The following is a 17,452-nucleotide window of genomic DNA, read 5'->3' as shown; positions in this document are numbered from 1 at the left end:
GTGAACCTGCTCGATACAGCTCGCGTTCACTTGGTACTGTGCGTCACTGGTCATGTGAACCATGACACAGTGCCCCCACAGTCCGGAGAACCCGATGTGCCAGCACCAACCCACCTGCCCCTCCGCTGAAGCGACCGACCGGGAAGCCGCCCGAGTCCTCGCCTGCTTCCCTGAGCAGGGCTGGAGCCTGCTCTGCAACGGTGTCATCGTCTTCGAGGACACCGGGGAACTCCTCCCCGACGGCAGCACCATCGCCCCCCACCGCGGCCCCGCCCGCCACGCCCTGGTCGCCTGACCATTCACCCAGCGTCAACCTGACACACTCTCGTCGACCACAGGCCTCCCCCCGGTCCCCCGACCAGCCTGTCCGGGTCGACGCACCCGCCGGGGCGGCGCGAACCACCGCCCCGGCGCGCCCCGATGTCACTGCTCGAACGCCTCCGGCGGCGGACACGAGCACACCAGATTCCGGTCGCCGTACGCGCCGTCGACCCGCCGCACCGGCGGCCAGTACTTCCCGGCCCGGTCCACCCCCGTCGGATACGCCCCCACCGACCGCGGGTACGGGTGCGGCCACTCGTCGCCGGCCACCATAGCCGCCGTGTGCGGCGCGTTCGCCAGCGGATTGTCGCCCGCGGGCCACTCACCCGAGCCCACCTTGTCGATCTCCGCCCGGATCGCGATCATCGCCGCGCAGAACCGGTCCAGCTCGGCCAGGTCCTCACTCTCCGTCGGCTCCACCATCAACGTCCCCGCCACCGGGAACGACATCGTCGGCGCGTGGAACCCGTAGTCGATCAGCCGCTTCGCCACGTCGTCGACCGTGACCCCGGTCGCCTTCGTCACCGGCCGCAGGTCCAGGATGCACTCGTGCGCCACCAGGCCCTTGTTGCCCGCGTACAACACGGGGAAGTGTTCCCGCAGCCGCACCGCCATGTAGTTCGCCGCCAGCACCGCCACCCCCGTAGCCCGGGTCAGGCCCGCCGCGCCCATCATCCGCAGGTACGCCCACGGGATCGGCAGGATCCCCGCCGACCCGTACCGCGCCGCCGAGATCGCCGGCCGGCCCGCACCCGGCTCCCCCACCGGGTCACCGGGCAGGAACGCCGCCAGGTGCGCCCGCACCGCCACCGGACCCACCCCCGGCCCGCCCCCGCCGTGCGGGATGCAGAACGTCTTGTGCAGGTTCAGGTGCGACACGTCCGCCCCGAACCGGCCCGGCTTGGCGAACCCGACCAGGGCGTTGAGGTTCGCCCCGTCGACGTACACCTGACCGCCCGCGTCGTGGACCCTCGCGCACAACTGCGCGATACCCGTCTCGTACACCCCGTGCGTCGACGGGTACGTCACCATGATCGCCGCGAGCGCGTCCCGATGCTTGTTGATCTTCGCGTCGAGGTCGGCCAGGTCGACGTTGCCGTCGCCGTCGCAACCCACCACCACCACCCGCATCCCCGCCATCACCGCGGACGCCGCGTTCGTGCCGTGCGCCGACGACGGGATCAGGCACACGTCCCGGTGCCCCTCACCCCGGTCCCGGTGGTACGCGCGGATCGCCAGCAGCCCCGCCAACTCCCCCTGCGACCCGGCGTTGGGCTGCACGCTGACCGCGTCGTAGCCGGTCACCTCCGCCAGCCACCCCTCCAACTGGGCGATCATCTCCCGGTACCCGGCCGTCTGCCCGGCCGGCGCGAACGGGTGCACGTGGGCGAACTCCGCCCAGCTCACCGGCTCCATCTCCGTGGTCGCGTTCAGCTTCATCGTGCACGACCCCAGCGGGATCATCCCCCGGTCCAGGGCGTAGTCGAAGTCCGACAGCCGCCGCAGGTACCGCAGCATCGCCGTCTCCGAGTGGTGGCTGCGGAACACCGGATGGGTGAGGAAGTCCGAGGTACGCGCCAACGCCGCCGGCAGGGCCGCGTCCACGTCCCCGGCGTCCCCGGCCACCCCGAACGCCGCCCACACCGCGGACAGGTGTGCCGCCGTGGTCGTCTCGTCGCAGGAGATCCCCACCCGGTCGGCGTCGACCAGGCGCAGGTTCACCCCCCGCCCGGCCGCCGCGGCCACCACCTGCGCGGCCCGACCCGGCACGCGCGCGGTGACCGTGTCGAAGAACGCGACGTCCGCCACCGCCACCTGACCGGCGCGCAACCCGGCCGCGAGCCGCGCCGCCATGCCGTGGGTACGCGCCGCGATGCCCCGCAGCCCGTCCGGGCCGTGGTAGACGGCGTACATGCCGGCCATCACCGCCAGCAGCACCTGCGCGGTGCAGATGTTGCTGGTCGCCTTCTCCCGCCGGATGTGCTGCTCACGGGTCTGCAACGCCAGCCGGTACGCCGGGTTGCCGTCGGCGTCGCGGGACACCCCGACCAGCCGGCCGGGCAACATCCGCTCCAACCCCGAACGCACCGCCAGGTACCCGGCGTGCGGGCCACCGAAGCCCATCGGCACCCCGAACCGTTGGGTGGTGCCGGCGGCCACGTCCACGCCGATCTCCCCCGGCGGGCGCAGCAACGTCAACGCCAGCAGGTCCGCCGCCACACACACCAGCGCCCCCGCCGCGTGCGCCGCCGCCACCAGCGCGGCGTGGTCCCGCACCGCCCCGGACGCCCCCGGGTACTGCAGGTGCAGGCCGAAGAACTCCGCCGGCAGGTCCTCGGCGTCGACGTCGACCACCCGCACCTCGATGCCCAACGGCTCCGCCCGGCTGGTGATCACCGCGAGGGTCTGCGGCAACGCGTCCGCGTCGACGACGTACACGCTGCTGCGGCTCTTCGACGCCCGGCGGGCCAGGGTCATCGCCTCCGCCGCCGCGGTGCCCTCGTCGAGCATCGACGCGTTCGCGGTGGCCAACCCCGTCAGGTCGGTGACCATCGTCTGGAAGTTCAACAGCGCCTCCAGCCGGCCCTGGCTGATCTCCGGCTGGTACGGGGTGTACGCCGTGTACCACGCCGGGCTCTCCAGCACGTTGCGGCGGATCACCGCCGGGGTGTGCGTGCCGTGGTAACCCAACCCGATCATCGACACGGCGACGGTGTTACGGGCGGCCAGGGCCCGCAACTCGGCCAGGGCGTCGTGCTCGCTGGCCGGCTCCGGCAGGTCCAGGGTGCCGTGCCAGCGGATCACCTCGGGAATCGCGGCGTCCATCAGCTCGTCGACCGAGTCGTAGCCGACGGCCTCCAGCATGCGGCGCTCGTCGGCCGGATCGGGACCGATGTGACGGGCGGCGAACTGCTCTACGGTCATGGCGGCGCTCCCGGAAAAGGGGTGAGGTCGACAGGTCGGCCTCCCCCTGAGTCGCACCCCGGGAAGGGCGCTCCACAGTGCCTGCCCACGAGGTCCTTTTGCCTGAGAGGTTCCGGGGAGGAAGCTGCCCCTTCGGCGCCGCCGGCAACGATCACCGAACGGTCTCTCCCACGTGGGGTACCGGCGACACCCACGCTACCAGCGCCGCCGCCCCCGGCGGATGTCGTCCCCCCGACCAGTGGATCACCGGCCGGTCGGCCCGGCCCCGGCCGGTCGGCCCACCACCGGCGCCGCCCACCCACCGGACACGCCCGCCGCCACGTCCGGCACCGGGGACACACCGGCGAACCGGTCGGCCAACGCCGGCAGCAGCACGCCGAGCGGCCCGTCGACCCGCACGGCCGCGTACCCGTCACCCCGGGTCACACCCTGGTTGACGATCGCCACCGCAATGCCCCGTTTCGCCGCCCGAATCACGAACCGGCGCCCCGACAACACCGTCAACGACGACCCGAGCACCAGCAGCGACCGGGCACCCTCGACCAGGTCGAAGCAGCGGGCCACCCGGGCGGCGGGAACCGTCTCCCCGAAAAACACCACGTCCGGTTTCAGCATGCCGGTGCGGCAGAACCCGCAGTCCACCGTCCGGAACCCGGCCACCTCCCGGTCGGCGAGATCCACGTCACCGTCGGGGTTGACCGCCGCGACCACCGCGTCGAACCCCGGGTTGGCCTGCCGCAGCCGCCGGTCCAGTTCCTCGCGCGAGGTGTGGTTGCCGCAGTCCAGGCACACCACCTCGTCGAGGCTGCCGTGCAGCTGCACCACCGGCTCCGACCCGGCCGCGGTGTGCAGACCGTCGACGTTCTGGGTGATCACCGCATCGACCAGCCCGAAGCGTTGCAGGCGGGCCACCGCCCGATGCCCGCCGTTCGGGACGGCCCGGGCGATCGTGCGCCACCCCAGGTGGCTGCGCGCCCAGTACCGCCGCCGCGCCACCGGATCCCCGGTGAACGCCTGGTACGTCATCGGAGTGTGCCGCCGCGCCACGCCACTGGGCCCCCGATAGTCCGGGATGCCCGACTCGGTGGACAGGCCCGCCCCGCTCAACACCACGACACCGCCCTCGGCGAGCAGCCCCGCCAGCGCGTCGAACGTCTCGGTCACGGAGTCCATGCTGCCTCAACGTCGCCCCGCCGGCGACCACCGGCCCTATGACCATCCTCGCCGCAGCGCCGGTGCCCGGACGCCCCGGCGGCTACCGTGGCAGGTATGCGCGTCGTCATCGCCGGAGGACACGGCAAGATCGCCCAGCTGCTGCACCGGGAACTCGCCGGCCGCGGCGACACCGCCGTCGGACTGATCCGCAACCCCGACCACGCCGCGGCGCTACGCGCCACCGGCGCCCACCCCGTCGCCTGCGACCTGGAACACGCCGACGCCGCCCAGGTCGCCACCCACCTCGACGGCGCCGACGCGGTGGTCTTCGCCGCCGGAGCAGGCCCCGGCAGCGGCGCCGCCCGCAAGGACACCGTCGACCGGGCCGCCGCCGGTCTGCTCGCCGACGCCGCCGAACAGACCGGGGTACGCCGCTACCTGCTGGTCTCCTCCATGGGCGTCGACGACACCCCACCCGCCGACACCGACGACGTGTTCGCCGCCTACCTGCGGGCCAAAAAGGCAGCCGAGGACAACCTCACCGCCCGCGACCTGGACTGGACGGTGCTGCGCCCCGGCCGGCTCACCGACGACCCGCCCACCGGCCGAATCACCCTGACCCGGCACACCGACCCGGGGGCAGTCACCCGCGCCGACGTCGCCCGGGTCCTCGTAGCCCTGCTGTACCACCCGGGCAGCGCCGGCACGGTCCTGGAACTGGTCGCCGGCAACACCCCGATCGCCGACGCGGTCGCCGCCGTCGCCAGCCCCTGACCGGCGTTTCGTCGCGGGGTTCGCTTGGCGCGGCTCGGTCAACAGCTACGGCTCGCCCACTCCCCGCCATTCGCCCGTCCGTTACGGTGCCGCGGTGAGCACACCTGGAGAGATTCGGATCGCCGTAGCGCAGACCGAGGTCACCACGGATCCGGGCGTGAACGGTACGGCGGTCCGTGCCGCCATGCGCCAGGCCGCCGATCAGGGGGCCCGGCTGGTTCACTTCGGCGAGGGGGCGCTGTCCGGATACGCCGGCGCTGCGAAGCCGTACTACACCGGCTGGCACATCGATTGGGCGGCGGTCACCGAAGAGCTGCATCGCACGATGGCCTTTGCCGCAGAGCTCGGCGTCTGGGTCGTGGCGGGAGGCAACCACCAGTTGTCCGGCGATCATCGGCCGCACAACTCGCTATGGGTGATCAACGATCGTGGTGAGCTGGCCGACCGGTACGACAAGCGGTTCCTGTCGCACACCGAGATCACCGGCTTCTACACACCCGGGGACCACGCCTGCACCTTCGAGGTGGACGGGTTCCGATTCGGGTGTCTGGTCTGCATCGAGGTGAACTTTCCCGAGCTGTGGATGGAGCAACGGGCCCTGGACGTGGACTGCGTGCTCTTCTCCACCTTCTCCGGAGACCCGGTCTTCGAGGTCATCGCCCGCGCCCATGCCGCCGTGCACGGGTTCTGGGTCAGCATCGCCGTGCCCGCCCAGTGGGCGCCGGCCACGCCGTCGGCGGTGGCCGGCCCGCACGGCCATGTGTTGCGACACGCCCGCTCAGACGGGCCCGACGTGATCTGCGTCGACCTGGACCGCACCGACTCCGCGCTCGACGTCGCGCTGAACAAGGCCCGGCCGTGGCGAGACACCGCACGTGCCGGTGACATCTACGCAGCCCGCCGGGTCAGCGATCCCCGCAGCACCGATCGCACCAGCACCTGATTCCGAACGTAGGCGACCTCGCCGCTCGACGACGCAAACCGGGAATGTCCACATACGACGCTCCCCCTGCGGCCGGACCAGGACATCCCAAGCCTGCGCCTCAGCCCGCCCGCCGACGCGCCCGACGCGCCGCCAACTCGTCACCCGCCGGCTCCGCCGCAGGCTCCTCAACGACCCCACCCGCCGGCTCCGCCGGCAGACTCGACAACGAACCCTCGATCTCCTTGAACGCCCCGCCGATCGCGATGCCGAACACGCCCTGGCCACCCTGCAACAGGTCGACCACCTCCTCCGGCGACCGGCACTCGTACACCGTCGTCCCGTCCGAGATCAACGTGATGCCCGCCAGATCGGCCACCCCCCGCGACCGCAACGCCTCGATCGCCTTCCGGATGTTCTGCAACGACACCCCGGCGTCCAGCAACCGCTTCACGACCTTCAACACCACCAGGTCGCGGAACGAGTACAGCCGGGACGTCCCCGACCCCGACGCGTCCCGCACACTCGGCACCACCAGCGACGTCCGCGCCCAGTAGTCCAACTGCCGGTACGTGATACCCGCCGCGTGGCACGCCGTCACACCCCGGTAGCCCACCGCGCCGTCACCCTCAGACGCCGGCCCCGCCGGCACCACACCCGCCCCGCGCTGCTGCGTACCAGGCTCGGGATCTCGCGGCTCGTGCATCCGGACAACCTCCCCCGCCAGTGCGGTGACACGTCGCTTCCGGGACGTGCACCCCTCGACACGGCAACCCTATAGCGCCCTTGAGGAGTCACCGCGCAGGAACGGCCACGACACGCCGCACGGCCACAGCAAAGATCCACGGCAGACCACCCACAGTGACCACGCCGGAACGGGAAGAAACACGCGGGGAACCCCACCCACGCCGGGGATCAGCCCGCGAAATCCTCCGGGCTCACCTGATCCAGGAACTCCCGGAACTTCTCCACCTCGTCCTCCTGCTCGTCCGGAATCACGATCCCCGCCTCACTGAGGACCTGCTCCGAACAACGAATCGGCGCACCGACCCGCAACGCCAGGGCGATCGAGTCACTCGGCCGCGCCGACACCCGCACCCCGTCACCGATCAACAGATCGGCGTAGAAGACGTTCTCCTTCAACTCGGTGATCTCCACCGCCCGCAACGGCGCCTGCAACGCCGCCAACACGTCCCGCAAAAGATCATGCGTCAACGGCCGAGCCGGCTTGACCCCCTGCTGCTCGTAAGCGATCGCCGTCGCCTCCACCGCACCGATCCAGATCGGCAGATAGCGATCCCCCTCGACCTCCCGCAGCAGGACGATCGGCTGGTTGCTCGGCAACTCCACCCGAACTCCGACCACGCTCAGCTCGCGCACCGCCGCCTCCGTGTCGTTGTCACCTACGCCCGCACCGCGACCTTCCCTGCACGGTACACGGACCGCGACACGCACATCCCATGCGCTTACGTGCACCACGCCCCGCACCAGAAAGGGTTTACCCCGGCAAGCCTACGACACGCGCCCCGACCCAGATCTTTCCCACCGGCCCCCACAAACACCACGCGGCCCGGACCACAGCCCGGACCGCGCAGCACGCACCACAACTCACCGGCCCAACGTCGACCGCAACCCCACCCGCACCAACGCCGCGTGCAACTGCTGCGACAACGCCACCAACTCCCGTGCCGTCTCCGCCGCCCGCGCCCGCGCCGCCGAATCACTCTGCCGCGCCAACGGGGCCACCAACTGCGCGAACAACCCCACCTCCCGATCCGCCGCCGTCCGGTAACCCCGCAGATGCCGAGGCTCCAACCCGTACGCCGCCAGACCAGCCACCGCCCGCGCGATGATCAACGCATCCCCGTCGTACCAACCCGGCGGATCCGACACCAGGATCCCGAGCCGCTCCAACTCACCCAACGTCGACTCGTCGATCCCGCTCCGCGCGACCAGATCAACCCGACCCAACCGCACCTGCGCCGAATCCACCGGCTGCTCCACAGCGAAACGACCCGGCACCTCACCGTCCGGGCCCACCGCCACCAACGTCGGTCGAGACGGCGCCGCCCCATCCGCCGACGCATCCCACTGCGCCAACTGCTCACGGATCACCCGCAACGGCAGATACTGGTCCCGCTGCGCGGTCAACACGAACCGCAACCGCGCCACATCGTCCCAGCTGTACTTCCGATACCCCGAAGCCGTCCGCTGCGGCTCCACCAGCCCCTCGGACTCCAGGAACCGCAACTTCGAGATCGTGACGTCAGGAAATTCCGCCCGAAGCTGACCCAGCACCTCGCCGATACTCATCAGCGGTTGGGCACGGGCCACCCCGGGAGGCGTCGAAGCCGCAGGCTCGTTCACCCCCGGCCGGCCTCCTCCTCCGGGCGCGGACCGGCGATGAACACCACCCGGAACTTGCCGATCTGCACCTCGTCACCATTGCTCAACGTGGCCGCCTCGACCCGCTCCCGATTCACGTACGTGCCGTTCAGGCTTCCCACGTCCCGCACCGTGAACGTGCCACCGTCCCGGTGGAACTCGGCATGCCTCCGCGACACCGTCACATCGTCCAGGAAGATGTCACTGTCCGGATGCCGACCACTCGTCGTCACATCATGGTCCAACAAGAACCGGGCACCCGCGTTCGGACCCCGACGAACCACCAGCAGCGCCATACCCGGCGGCAACGAACCGGACATCCGGCTCGGCACCACATCGGTGTCCGGCCCCTCCAGCACTTCGTCGAGCGAACCGAGATTGAGCGTCGAAGTGACGTCGAGCGGGGGGAACTCGTCGTCTGGGCGCGTCATGGGACCACCTCACGGATCTGTTTCAGGTCGGCGTACGGGTAATGGCGGGTCTGGCCGCCGGGCAGTCCACCCGGCGGCTGGCTCCCCGTGCCCGGAAAGGCAATTCCGCAACGCTCAACTCATTGGGTTCTCGGTCAACTGGGCGAGCCTAGCCAGCGCCGAAATGCAGGGCAACCGGACGCGCGGACACAACACCCGCACGCCCACGGACACTCAGCTCTCGGTGAGCTCGCGATACGCCCCGGCGGTCAGCAGGCCATCCACCGCCACCGGATCACTCGGCGTGATCCCCACCAGCCAACCCGCACCGTAAGGATCAGAGTTGATCAGCTCCGGAGTGTCCGTCAACGCCTCGTTCCGGGCCGCCACGACCCCACTCACCGGAGCGTAGATCTCGGACACGCTCTTGGTCGACTCGATCTCACCCAGGGAGTCACCCGCAGCCACCTCAGCGCCCTCCTCCGGCAACTGGACGAACACGATGTCACCCAACGAGTCCTGCGCGAAGTGCGTGATGCCGATCCGGACAGAGCCCGACCCGTCACCCGCCACCCACTCGTGCTCAGCGGTATACCGCAGATCCTCAGGAATCACCAGACGCGTCCTTCACCGTCGAGCCGACCATCGCTGCGCCGGCGAACCGGCGCGCCGCGCCGGTCAGGAGACCGGACGGGCGTGTTCCAACTTCACAGGCGCGTGCAGCGCCGAAACCTCGGCAACCTCACGATCCTCGACGATCACGTTACCGCCGTCACCGGCAACCGATGCGGCCACCCCGCCCGGAATCTTCAACGCCGTCGCCATCGTCGTCGAATCACCGATCACCGTGATCGTGAACGGACCCGTCAACGGACGCCCGTCCACCACCAGAGCACCATCCCCGCCATCCAGGAAATACGTCGACGCGATGACCCGCACCGACGCCCCGTCCCCACCGGAAACCTGCATCGCCTCCGCCCCCGCACCCCGCAACTCCTGCACCGCGTCCAGGATCCGGTACGCCGAAATCGGCTTCGACCCCGCCTCGAACCGCACACTCAACCCCGGCCCCCGCGCCGGCAACGTCCCCGCCAGAATTCCCAACTCGTCCGCCCGCCGCGTCGCCTCCTCCAGCGCCGCCTGCCGACCCTGCTCACCCGACCGCAACTGCCGCTGACTCTCCTCCAACGACTCGATGTCCTGCCGCAGCCGCTTCTCCCGCGAATCCAGATCCGAGAAGATCCGCACCAGGTCCTCCTGCCGCGTCGCCGCCGACGTCGGATCCGTCGACGTCGTCCGCAACTGCACCACCAGGGTGAACCCCAACAACCCCAACAACAACGCGATCATCGCCCCCGCCGAGGTCAACCGCCGGCCCACCCCGAACACGGCCGGAACACCCGACGAACCCTTCGGCGCCCCGGCACCCGAAGACCCCGCGTCCTCCACCGACGGCTCACTCTCCGGCACCAACGGACTGATCTCGTCCGGATCCGGCGCCTCCGGACGCGGATCCGGCTCCCCCACCGGGACCTGCGGACGCACCGGGACCTCCGGACGCGGCCAACCGGTACCCGTCTCGCGCTGTTCCTCGCTCATCGCCACAAACCTACGCCCGGAACAGGTGCCGACGGATCGCCGCCACATTCCCGAAGATCCGCACCCCCAACACGACCACCACACCGGTGGACAACTGCCCACCCACCCCCAACTGGTCACCCAGATACACGATCAGGCCCGCCACCAGCACATTCGAGATGAACGACACCACGAACTGCTTGTCATCGAAGATCCGGTCAAGCTTCGCCCGCACCCCGCCGAACACCGCGTCCAACGCGGCCACCACCGCGATCGGCAGATACGGCTGCAACGCCGCCGGAACCGTGGGATCCAGATACACCCCCAGCACCACACCGGCGAGCAACGCCAACACCGCGATCATCGGCCACCTCCGGAAGGACTGGGAGACACACCCGAGCCGGACGGCTCAGGCCGGGACGAACGATCGGCACCCGACCCCGCCACGGACGGACTCGGACTGACCGACGACTCGGCGTAGCGTAGCCGCGGCTCCGGCGCCGCCGGCAGGGTGATGTCCTCCACCTCACGCACCTGGAACGACAACCCCACCGACTCCACCAGGTCCCGCATCAGATACGCCGCCCGACTGTCCTCGAACTGGTCCCGCATCGACCTCGGCCCGATCGCCGACACCTCGTACGGCCCCGTCACCGGCCGAAAATCCACCAGGATGGCCTCACCCGCCGACCGGATCGTCGACGTCGCCGTCAACCGCTGCCCGTTGATCGCCACCGCCTCCGCACCCGCCGCCCACAGATCGTTGGCCACCTTCTGCAGATCCGTGTACAACACCCGCGGCGGACCACCCCCGGACCCGGTCACCCCGTCCTTGTCCTGCGCCGGCGCATCCGCCAACCGCACCACCACACCGTCCCCACGCACCCGACCCAGCCCCGTGCCCGCCTCCAACCGACGCAGCCGCGACGCCTGCGAACCACTCAACGCCGCGTCCCGCTGCCGACCGACCTCCTCACGCAACCGGTCCGCCCGCGCCGCCAACCCGTCGGTCTCCGCCTCGCGCTCCTTGATCTCCGCCACCAACCCGGCCCGCGCCTGGCTGCGCCCCGGCTCCTCGGCCATCGTCTGCCGGTACGCCACCGCGAACAGGAAACCCAACGCCACGGCCACCACCAGACTCACCGACCGCACCGACCACGCCCGCCACCCCGACGGCGACGACGACGGCGACTCCCGACGGCGGGCCGCCGCGTCCGCGTACCCCGGATCCAACGGGTTGCGGAACAACTCGGTCAGGAAATCCGGCGTGTACACCCGGGACGCCGAACCCCGCCCCTCGCCGGCCGCGTCCGACCGCTGCCCCGCCGGCCCCTCCGTCATGCCGGCACTCCCGACGACCCGGCCCGCACCGACCGCACCAGCCGCGCCGCCTGGACCACGTAGAGCGCGCCGGCCACCCAGTACAGCACCAGGCCCCACCACGCCAGGCCCCAGCCGACCGCGCCCGCGACCGTCGCCGTGGCCGCCGACGTCGCGTGCGCCAGCAGCAGAACCGGGAACGCGGCCAGCAGCAGGAACGTGGCGGTCTTGCCGACGTAGTGCACCGGCGGCGGGCCGTAGCCGTACCGGCGTAGCACGCCGAGCGACCCCAGCAGCAGCAACTCCCGCACCAGCAGCGCGGCGGTGAACTGCCACGGCACCACCTCGCGCGCCGTGAACGCCAGCAGGGTGGCCAGGATGTAAAGCCGGTCGGCGAACGGATCGAGCAGCTCGCCCAGGCGGCTGACCTGCTGCAGCCGGCGGGCGACCCAGCCGTCCACCCAGTCCGTCGTGCCCCCGATCGCCAGCACCACCAGGGCGGCGACGTCGGCGCGCCGGACCAGCAGCAGGTACAGGAACAGCGGGACGCCGAGCAGCCGGATGAAGCTGATCAGGTTGGGCAGGGTGAGGATCCGGTCCCCGCTCGGCGCGGCGGTGTTCTCCGGGGGTGACGCCCCCGCCGGCCGACGCGACACCGAACCTCCCTCAGCAGCACGGTCCGGCACCCGCGGGCGGGCGCTACGGAAGGACGTGCGCGTTGCCGGGCCGGGCTCCGCCGGCGCCTGTGTGATCCCGGACCGGGATCACCTCCCCTGGTCGGCCCGCGGTCACGGGGACCACCGGCCGGTGAGTTGCGCTGCCACTATATCGGGCTCGCTTTCGGCCTCCACGGGCCCGCGTTCGCCTGGGTGCTGTGTTTCTCGGCGGTGTGGTGCAGGTCACGTGGGGTAGAGCGTCCTAGGACATAGGGGTGTGAGACGGGTCAGGCCGTTCGGGCCGGCGAGTCCGACTGGGCGTCCACCGGAACGGGCGTGGCCGCCTGCCCGAACGCCAACAGGGCCAGCAGCAGTTCCTGCTGCGTGCGCGGAGGCATCCGGTCCAGCACCGCGCCGATCGCGCGGTGCCGGCGCTCCGCCAGCTCCCTGAGCAGGGCCTCGGCGGCCGCCGTCGGCATCAGCCGCACCTCCCGCCGGTCCCGCGGGTCGGCGGTCCGGCGCAGCAGCCCGATCGCCTCCAGCCGGTCGCACAGCCGGCTCGCCGACGACGGCACCACGTCGAGCAGCTCCGCGAGCCGGTTCACATTGGTCGCCGGGCGGCTGCTGATCAGCGAGAGCACCCGCAGCTGGGTGGGCGACACGGTCATCCGGTGCCGGGAACCCGCCGGGTCCAGGACGCCGACGATCGCCTCGGCTGCCGCGGCGATCGCCGCGGCCAGATCCGGAGGTTGTTCCACCGACGTCCCCTGCGAGTGTGCGCTCGTGTTCCGCTTACCGTCCCGTCACCGCGCCCAGCCGGCCCCTCCCCCGCCCTGGCCACGCCAGTCGAGGCAGACGACCACGGCATCGTCGCGGAGATCGACGTCCACGTGGTAGGACTGCAGCCCACGCATCACCGTACCAACCGCCTCGGTCGCCGGCTGCAGCCGCGTCGCGCGCATGGACCGCGCCATGGCCCGCTCCCCGTACGGTTCGCGGCCACCGGGATCCGCCGCGTACACGCCGTCACTGACCACGAAGAGCCGGTCCCCCGGCTCCACGGTGAACTCCTGCACCTCGTACCGGGTCTCGGCGAACATGCCCAGCGGCAGCTGCTGCTCCAGCGGCACCCGGGCGACCGACCGGCCGCGTACCCGCAGCACGTGCGGGGACCCGGCGTCCACCGCCCGGACCCGGCCGTCGGTGGTGTCCAGCTCCAGCAGCAGCGTCGCCACGTGCCGTTCGCCCCGGTGCTGGAAGAAGATGGTGTCCGAGGCCAGCTCAGCCTGCTCGACCAGGCTGCCCCCGGAGCGGCGGGCGTTGCGCATGGCGTTGACCGACACCGCCGTCAGCAGCGCCGCCGACAGGCCCGTGCCGGCGCCGTTGAGCACCGTCAGGGTGAGTCGATCACCGTCCACCGACCAGTCGAAGTGGTCACCGCCCACCGTGTACGCCGGCTCGAGCTGCCCGGCCAGCAGGAACGCGCCGTGCGTCACACTGCGGCCCGGCAACAGATCCCACTGCATCTCGGCGGCCATGCTCAGCCGCTCCCGGCGGCGGGCCCGGCGGTACCGGTCGGTCTGCCGGTCCGCCGCGCGCAGCGCCACCGCCAGCTCGTCGGCGACGTCCCGGACCGCCTCGACCGTCGCCGCCGACGGGGGAACCGGCAGCTCGACCAGGAACACGCCGAGACGTTCGCCCCAGACGGTCAGCGGAAGGTAGACCCGGCACCGGCCGTCGTCCCCGCCGTCGAGCACCGGCTGCTGGCTGCTGAAGCAGCGTTGGGCCACGCCGTGGCAGGCGAGAAAGCCGGCGTCGGGCAGCTCCGGATCGAGCACGGGCCACAGCCCGCTGATCCGGTAGTCGGCGACGAAGACGTCCGTGCGCGACGCGCCCAACCCGGCGCGGACGGCCTGGTCGGCGACCTCGGCCAACCGGTCGGGCGCCGCCTCACGCAGCGCGCGGGCCACCGGTCCGAACGCGTCCGACATGATCCCCCTCCGACAACTCTTGCTGTAGGGCAAGCATCATACGGAGGGCCGTCGCGGGCCGGCCGGCGCGGTCGGTCGGGGGCGGGCGCGACGGCGGTCAGCCGGAGCGCTTGATGGCCAGCCCGCCGTGGAAGGCGTCCGGCAGGGCCGCCGGCGAACCGTCGGGACGCCACCGCGACACCGCGACGATCCCGTCGTCCGTCGGCGTCCACCGGCCCAGCAGGGAACCGAACGCCGCGGGCGGGCGCATCCGGAACTGCGGCCCCATCATCGCCAGGGCCTCCGGGTACGCCGCGAGCTCCTCACCGTCGAAGTCGACGGCGAGGAAGCTGCCGGGGGCCACCGCCGCGTACAGCTCGTCGAGGGTGTGCGCCAGCGTCGCGTCGTCGAGGAAGGCGGCCAGCCCGAGGAAGACCACCCCGACCGGACGGCGGCCCCAACCGGGCACGAAGCGGCGCAGCAACGCGGAGTCGACCGTGCCGACGTCCGTGGCGTCGCCGTAGCCGTAGCCGGCCCGGTCGTTGCCGGCCAGGATGCGCTGCCCGAGCCGGATGGTGACCGGGTCGACGTCGGTGTAGAGCACCGCCGCCTCCGGGGCGACCTCGTGCACGTTGCCCCTGGTGGGCACCCCCGCGCCGAAAACCAGGAAGCCGTCCACCCCGGCCCCGGCGATCGTCCGGACCGCCCGACCGAGGAACGCGCGCAGCTCGCGGAACAACGGCGCGCACGGGCCGTACGCCCCCTCGAAGGCCCGCGCGGCGGCCACATCGACCGGAAAGTGGTCCTCCCCGCCGAGCCAGAAATCGATCATACGGGCGGTGCTCGCCCGGTCGGCCTCTTCCATGGGCGTCGCTCCCTCCGGCGAAGTTCCGGGGCAGCGTAGCGATGCCCCGACGTGCGCGGTATCGCCTCGGCGACACCCGTACGGCCGGGATACTGACCGCGACACCACGGCGGAGGAGGTACGGCGGTGAACGCGGCCAGCGGCGCGGCGGTGGTGGTCGGTGTGGACGGCTCCGAACCGGCCCAGCGGGCCGTCCGGCTCGCCGCCGGGGAGGCCGCGCGCCGGGGCCGGACCCTGCGGGTGGTGCACGGCTTCGTCTGGCCGCTGCTGCGGGTGCCGCTGGGCCCGGTGCCCGACGCGCCGCCCGGCGCCGGCCTGCGCGAACAGGCCGAACGCCTCGTCGCGCGGGCGGTGGCGCACGCCGAGGCGGCAGCACCGGGGGTGCGGGTCACCGGAGAGGTCATCGACGGGGAGGCATCCGCCGTGCTGGTCGGCGAGTCGCCCACCGCCGCGCTGATCGTCCTCGGCGACCGGGGGCTGGGTGGCTTCGCCGCGCTGGCGGTCGGCTCCGTGGCGATCCAGGTCGCGGCGCACGCCGACTGCCCGGTGCTGGTGGCCCGCGGCGCCGACCGGGCCGACGGTCCGGTCGTGGTCGGGGTGGACGGCTCCGCGGCGGCCCGCGCCGCCGTCGAGTTCGCCGCCGACGAGGCGACGACCCGCGGCGTCGCGCTACGCGCGGTGCACGCCTACCGGCACCCGGCCTCCGCCGGGCCCGGTGACATGCAGCCCCTGGTGTACGACGAGGGGCAACTACGCGGCGAGGAGGAGCGGGTGCTGGCGGCGTCGCTGGCCGGTCTCGGCGAACGCCGGCCGGCGGTGCGGGTCGAGCGGGTGCTGACCCGGGGCCGGGCCGCCGCCGCGCTGGCCGAGGCGTCCCACGCGGCGCAGCTGCTGGTGGTCGGCTGCCGGGGACGCGGCGAGTTCACCGGTCTCCTGCTCGGCTCGGTCAGCCACGCCGTGCTGCACCGCGCCGACTGCCCGGTCGCCGTGGTCCGCGCCCCGGTGTGACACCTGCACACCAGGCCGCCGGGGCACGCCCCGGGCATGGGCGACGGTTGGCCCCGGCGCAGGCGGGTAGACGGCGTGACCAACGGTCACCGCGACATCAGGAGGCGGCTATGCCAGGACCACGGCCGGGCAGCAGCGCGTACGACAAGGAACGGGCGCGACTGCGCGATCTGATCGAGAACTCCGGTCGGGCGGCCGACCAGGAGGCCAACCAGGTCGCCAACCGGATCCTGCAGGAGGACCGGGGACAGCGCGGCGTCGTGCGGGGCGAGCGGACGTACGGCCCCAAGGGTGAGCGCGAACCGGGCGACCCGAAGTGAACGGCGCCAAACTGGTCGACGGGGCCATCGCCGGAGCGGTGGGCAGCGCCGCGCTCAACATCGTCAGCTACCTCGACATGGTGCTGCGCGCCCGACCGGCGAGCAGCACACCCGAGGAGACCGCCGGACGGGTGGCCGGAATCGCCCACATCGACCTGGGGCCCGAGGACCGGGCGGCCAACCGCCGCTCGGGCCTCGGGCCCCTGCTCGGATACGGGATGGGCATCGCCGCCGGCGCCGCCTTCGCCCTGCTCCCGGGGCGGCGCACCGCGGGGCCGGTCGCGGTGGCCCTGCTCGGCGGGAGTGTGATGGCGATGTCGGACGGCTCGATGACCGCGCTGGGGGTAACTGATCCGCGCCGGTGGAGCCGCACCGACTGGCTGTCGGACCTCGTGCCGCACCTGGCGTACGGGATGGCGGCCGCAGCCACCTGGAACCGGCTGCGGCCGCCATCTTCCCAGGGGTGCTAGCCGCGTTCGGCGCTCTCGTCGTCGGCCACCTGGCCGCCGGCCGGGCCGTACGGCGACACCTGGCCGCGCGGCACCGTACGGCCCCGGTCGCCCTGGGACGTGCCACGGTGGCCGGGGTGACCGGACACGCCGGGCCCCTTGGCGTCCTGCACCGCGTCGTTGCGCGCGTTGCGGCGCAACTCCGGCTGCTGAGGGTTCGTCACGGGAGTCTCCCTTCCGGGTTGGACGGCGCGGCGTGGGCCACGCCACGACCGGCTTACCCGCCGCCGTTGCCCCCATGCCGCCCACCCCCACGCTGCTGATACACGGAATTAGTGGCCTCGCGCCGCCTCAAGGCCACTAATTCCGTGTATTAGCGCGACGTCGGGGCGGG

Annotated in this window: 21 protein-coding genes and 1 riboswitch; of the genes, 6 read left to right on the top strand and 15 right to left on the bottom strand. The window is 72.1% G+C overall.

Features of this window, described 5'->3' with window-relative positions; genetic code table 11:
* Positions 1-94: 94 nt before the first annotated feature.
* Positions 95-295, top strand: a complete 201-nt coding sequence (locus tag OG559_RS27710) for a DUF5999 family protein (protein ID WP_036371784.1) — start codon at positions 95-97, stop codon at positions 293-295.
* 128 nt (positions 296-423) lie between these two features.
* Here the strand turns inward: OG559_RS27710 and gcvP are convergent, their stop codons facing one another.
* A complete protein-coding gene (gene gcvP / locus OG559_RS27705) occupies positions 424-3,246 on the bottom strand; it encodes an aminomethyl-transferring glycine dehydrogenase (RefSeq protein WP_405109023.1) in 2,823 nt (940 codons plus the stop codon).
* A gap of 80 nt (positions 3,247-3,326) precedes the next feature.
* Positions 3,327-3,427, bottom strand: a riboswitch (glycine riboswitch).
* 62 nt (positions 3,428-3,489) lie between these two features.
* Entirely contained in the window at positions 3,490-4,419 is a 930-nt protein-coding gene (locus OG559_RS27700; protein ID WP_405109020.1) for an NAD-dependent protein deacetylase, read from the bottom strand.
* Between the two features lie 96 nt (positions 4,420-4,515).
* On the opposite strand from OG559_RS27700, the gene OG559_RS27695 reads away from it, so the two are divergent.
* Positions 4,516-5,175: an NAD(P)H-binding protein gene (locus OG559_RS27695; RefSeq protein WP_405109018.1), complete on the top strand. Its 660-nt coding sequence runs from the start codon at positions 4,516-4,518 to the stop codon at positions 5,173-5,175.
* Between the two features lie 94 nt (positions 5,176-5,269).
* Positions 5,270-6,118 (top strand): carbon-nitrogen hydrolase family protein, encoded by an 849-nt coding sequence (locus OG559_RS27690; RefSeq protein WP_405109015.1) that lies wholly within the window; start codon positions 5,270-5,272, stop codon positions 6,116-6,118.
* A 100-nt stretch (positions 6,119-6,218) separates the two neighbouring features.
* Here the strand turns inward: OG559_RS27690 and OG559_RS27685 are convergent, their stop codons facing one another.
* The 12 genes from OG559_RS27685 to OG559_RS27630 form a co-directional block, all read right to left on the bottom strand.
* Positions 6,219-6,803 carry a MerR family transcriptional regulator gene (locus OG559_RS27685; protein WP_405109012.1) on the bottom strand — a complete coding sequence of 195 codons (585 nt, stop codon included), beginning with the start codon at positions 6,801-6,803 and terminating at the stop codon, positions 6,219-6,221.
* A gap of 209 nt (positions 6,804-7,012) precedes the next feature.
* A complete protein-coding gene (locus tag OG559_RS27680; protein WP_387024035.1) occupies positions 7,013-7,477 on the bottom strand; it encodes a bifunctional nuclease family protein in 465 nt (154 codons plus the stop codon).
* A 228-nt stretch (positions 7,478-7,705) separates the two neighbouring features.
* Complete coding sequence (locus tag OG559_RS27675) at positions 7,706-8,410, bottom strand: MerR family transcriptional regulator (protein WP_396674231.1); 705 nt, start codon at positions 8,408-8,410, stop codon at positions 7,706-7,708.
* A gap of 50 nt (positions 8,411-8,460) precedes the next feature.
* Positions 8,461-8,913: an FHA domain-containing protein gene (locus tag OG559_RS27670; protein WP_007071101.1), complete on the bottom strand. Its 453-nt coding sequence runs from the start codon at positions 8,911-8,913 to the stop codon at positions 8,461-8,463.
* 213 nt (positions 8,914-9,126) lie between these two features.
* Positions 9,127-9,507 (bottom strand): glycine cleavage system protein GcvH, encoded by a 381-nt coding sequence (gene gcvH / locus OG559_RS27665; RefSeq protein ID WP_405109007.1) that lies wholly within the window; start codon positions 9,505-9,507, stop codon positions 9,127-9,129.
* 63 nt (positions 9,508-9,570) lie between these two features.
* On the bottom strand, positions 9,571-10,491 hold the full coding sequence (locus OG559_RS27660; RefSeq protein WP_405109005.1) for a DUF881 domain-containing protein: 921 nt from the start codon (positions 10,489-10,491) through the stop codon (positions 9,571-9,573).
* A gap of 10 nt (positions 10,492-10,501) precedes the next feature.
* Positions 10,502-10,834 carry a small basic family protein gene (locus OG559_RS27655; protein WP_007071104.1) on the bottom strand — a complete coding sequence of 111 codons (333 nt, stop codon included), beginning with the start codon at positions 10,832-10,834 and terminating at the stop codon, positions 10,502-10,504.
* The gene (locus tag OG559_RS27650) at positions 10,831-11,811 is read right to left on the bottom strand and encodes a DUF881 domain-containing protein (protein WP_405109002.1); all 981 of its coding nucleotides are present in this window, start codon (positions 11,809-11,811) and stop codon (positions 10,831-10,833) included. The genes OG559_RS27655 and OG559_RS27650 overlap by 4 nt, the downstream gene beginning before the upstream one ends.
* Positions 11,808-12,446: a CDP-alcohol phosphatidyltransferase family protein gene (locus OG559_RS27645; RefSeq protein WP_396674226.1), complete on the bottom strand. Its 639-nt coding sequence runs from the start codon at positions 12,444-12,446 to the stop codon at positions 11,808-11,810. The genes OG559_RS27650 and OG559_RS27645 overlap by 4 nt, the downstream gene beginning before the upstream one ends.
* Positions 12,447-12,733: 287 nt before the next feature.
* Positions 12,734-13,204: a MarR family transcriptional regulator gene (locus OG559_RS27640; protein ID WP_405109000.1), complete on the bottom strand. Its 471-nt coding sequence runs from the start codon at positions 13,202-13,204 to the stop codon at positions 12,734-12,736.
* Between the two features lie 45 nt (positions 13,205-13,249).
* On the bottom strand, positions 13,250-14,437 hold the full coding sequence (locus tag OG559_RS27635; RefSeq protein WP_405108998.1) for a PP2C family protein-serine/threonine phosphatase: 1,188 nt from the start codon (positions 14,435-14,437) through the stop codon (positions 13,250-13,252).
* A gap of 97 nt (positions 14,438-14,534) precedes the next feature.
* Positions 14,535-15,281 carry an SAM-dependent methyltransferase gene (locus OG559_RS27630; RefSeq protein ID WP_405108995.1) on the bottom strand — a complete coding sequence of 249 codons (747 nt, stop codon included), beginning with the start codon at positions 15,279-15,281 and terminating at the stop codon, positions 14,535-14,537.
* Between the two features lie 126 nt (positions 15,282-15,407).
* Here OG559_RS27630 and OG559_RS27625 point away from each other — a divergent pair, with 126 nt between their 5' ends.
* The 3 genes from OG559_RS27625 to OG559_RS27615 all read left to right on the top strand — a co-directional run bounded on the left by OG559_RS27625 (position 15,408) and on the right by OG559_RS27615 (position 17,079).
* Positions 15,408-16,289, top strand: coding sequence for a universal stress protein (locus OG559_RS27625; RefSeq protein WP_405108992.1), 882 nt, complete (start codon positions 15,408-15,410; stop codon positions 16,287-16,289).
* Positions 16,290-16,399: 110 nt separating this feature from the next.
* Positions 16,400-16,609 carry a phosphatidylethanolamine-binding protein gene (locus OG559_RS27620; RefSeq protein ID WP_396674217.1) on the top strand — a complete coding sequence of 70 codons (210 nt, stop codon included), beginning with the start codon at positions 16,400-16,402 and terminating at the stop codon, positions 16,607-16,609.
* Positions 16,606-17,079 carry a hypothetical protein gene (locus OG559_RS27615; RefSeq protein WP_405108990.1) on the top strand — a complete coding sequence of 158 codons (474 nt, stop codon included), beginning with the start codon at positions 16,606-16,608 and terminating at the stop codon, positions 17,077-17,079. Before OG559_RS27620 ends, OG559_RS27615 begins: the two co-directional genes overlap by 4 nt.
* Here the strand turns inward: OG559_RS27615 and OG559_RS27610 are convergent.
* Entirely contained in the window at positions 17,076-17,282 is a 207-nt protein-coding gene (locus OG559_RS27610) for a hypothetical protein (protein WP_161683707.1), read from the bottom strand. The two genes, OG559_RS27615 and OG559_RS27610, sit on opposite strands and share 4 nt — an antisense overlap.
* Positions 17,283-17,452 lie beyond the last annotated feature (170 nt).

The sequence above is a fragment of the Micromonospora sp. NBC_01405 genome (assembly GCF_045040155.1).
Taxonomy (GTDB): domain Bacteria; phylum Actinomycetota; class Actinomycetes; order Mycobacteriales; family Micromonosporaceae; genus Micromonospora.
Note: the sequence above shows the minus strand (reverse complement) of the source record. Positions and strands in the feature narration are given on the sequence as shown.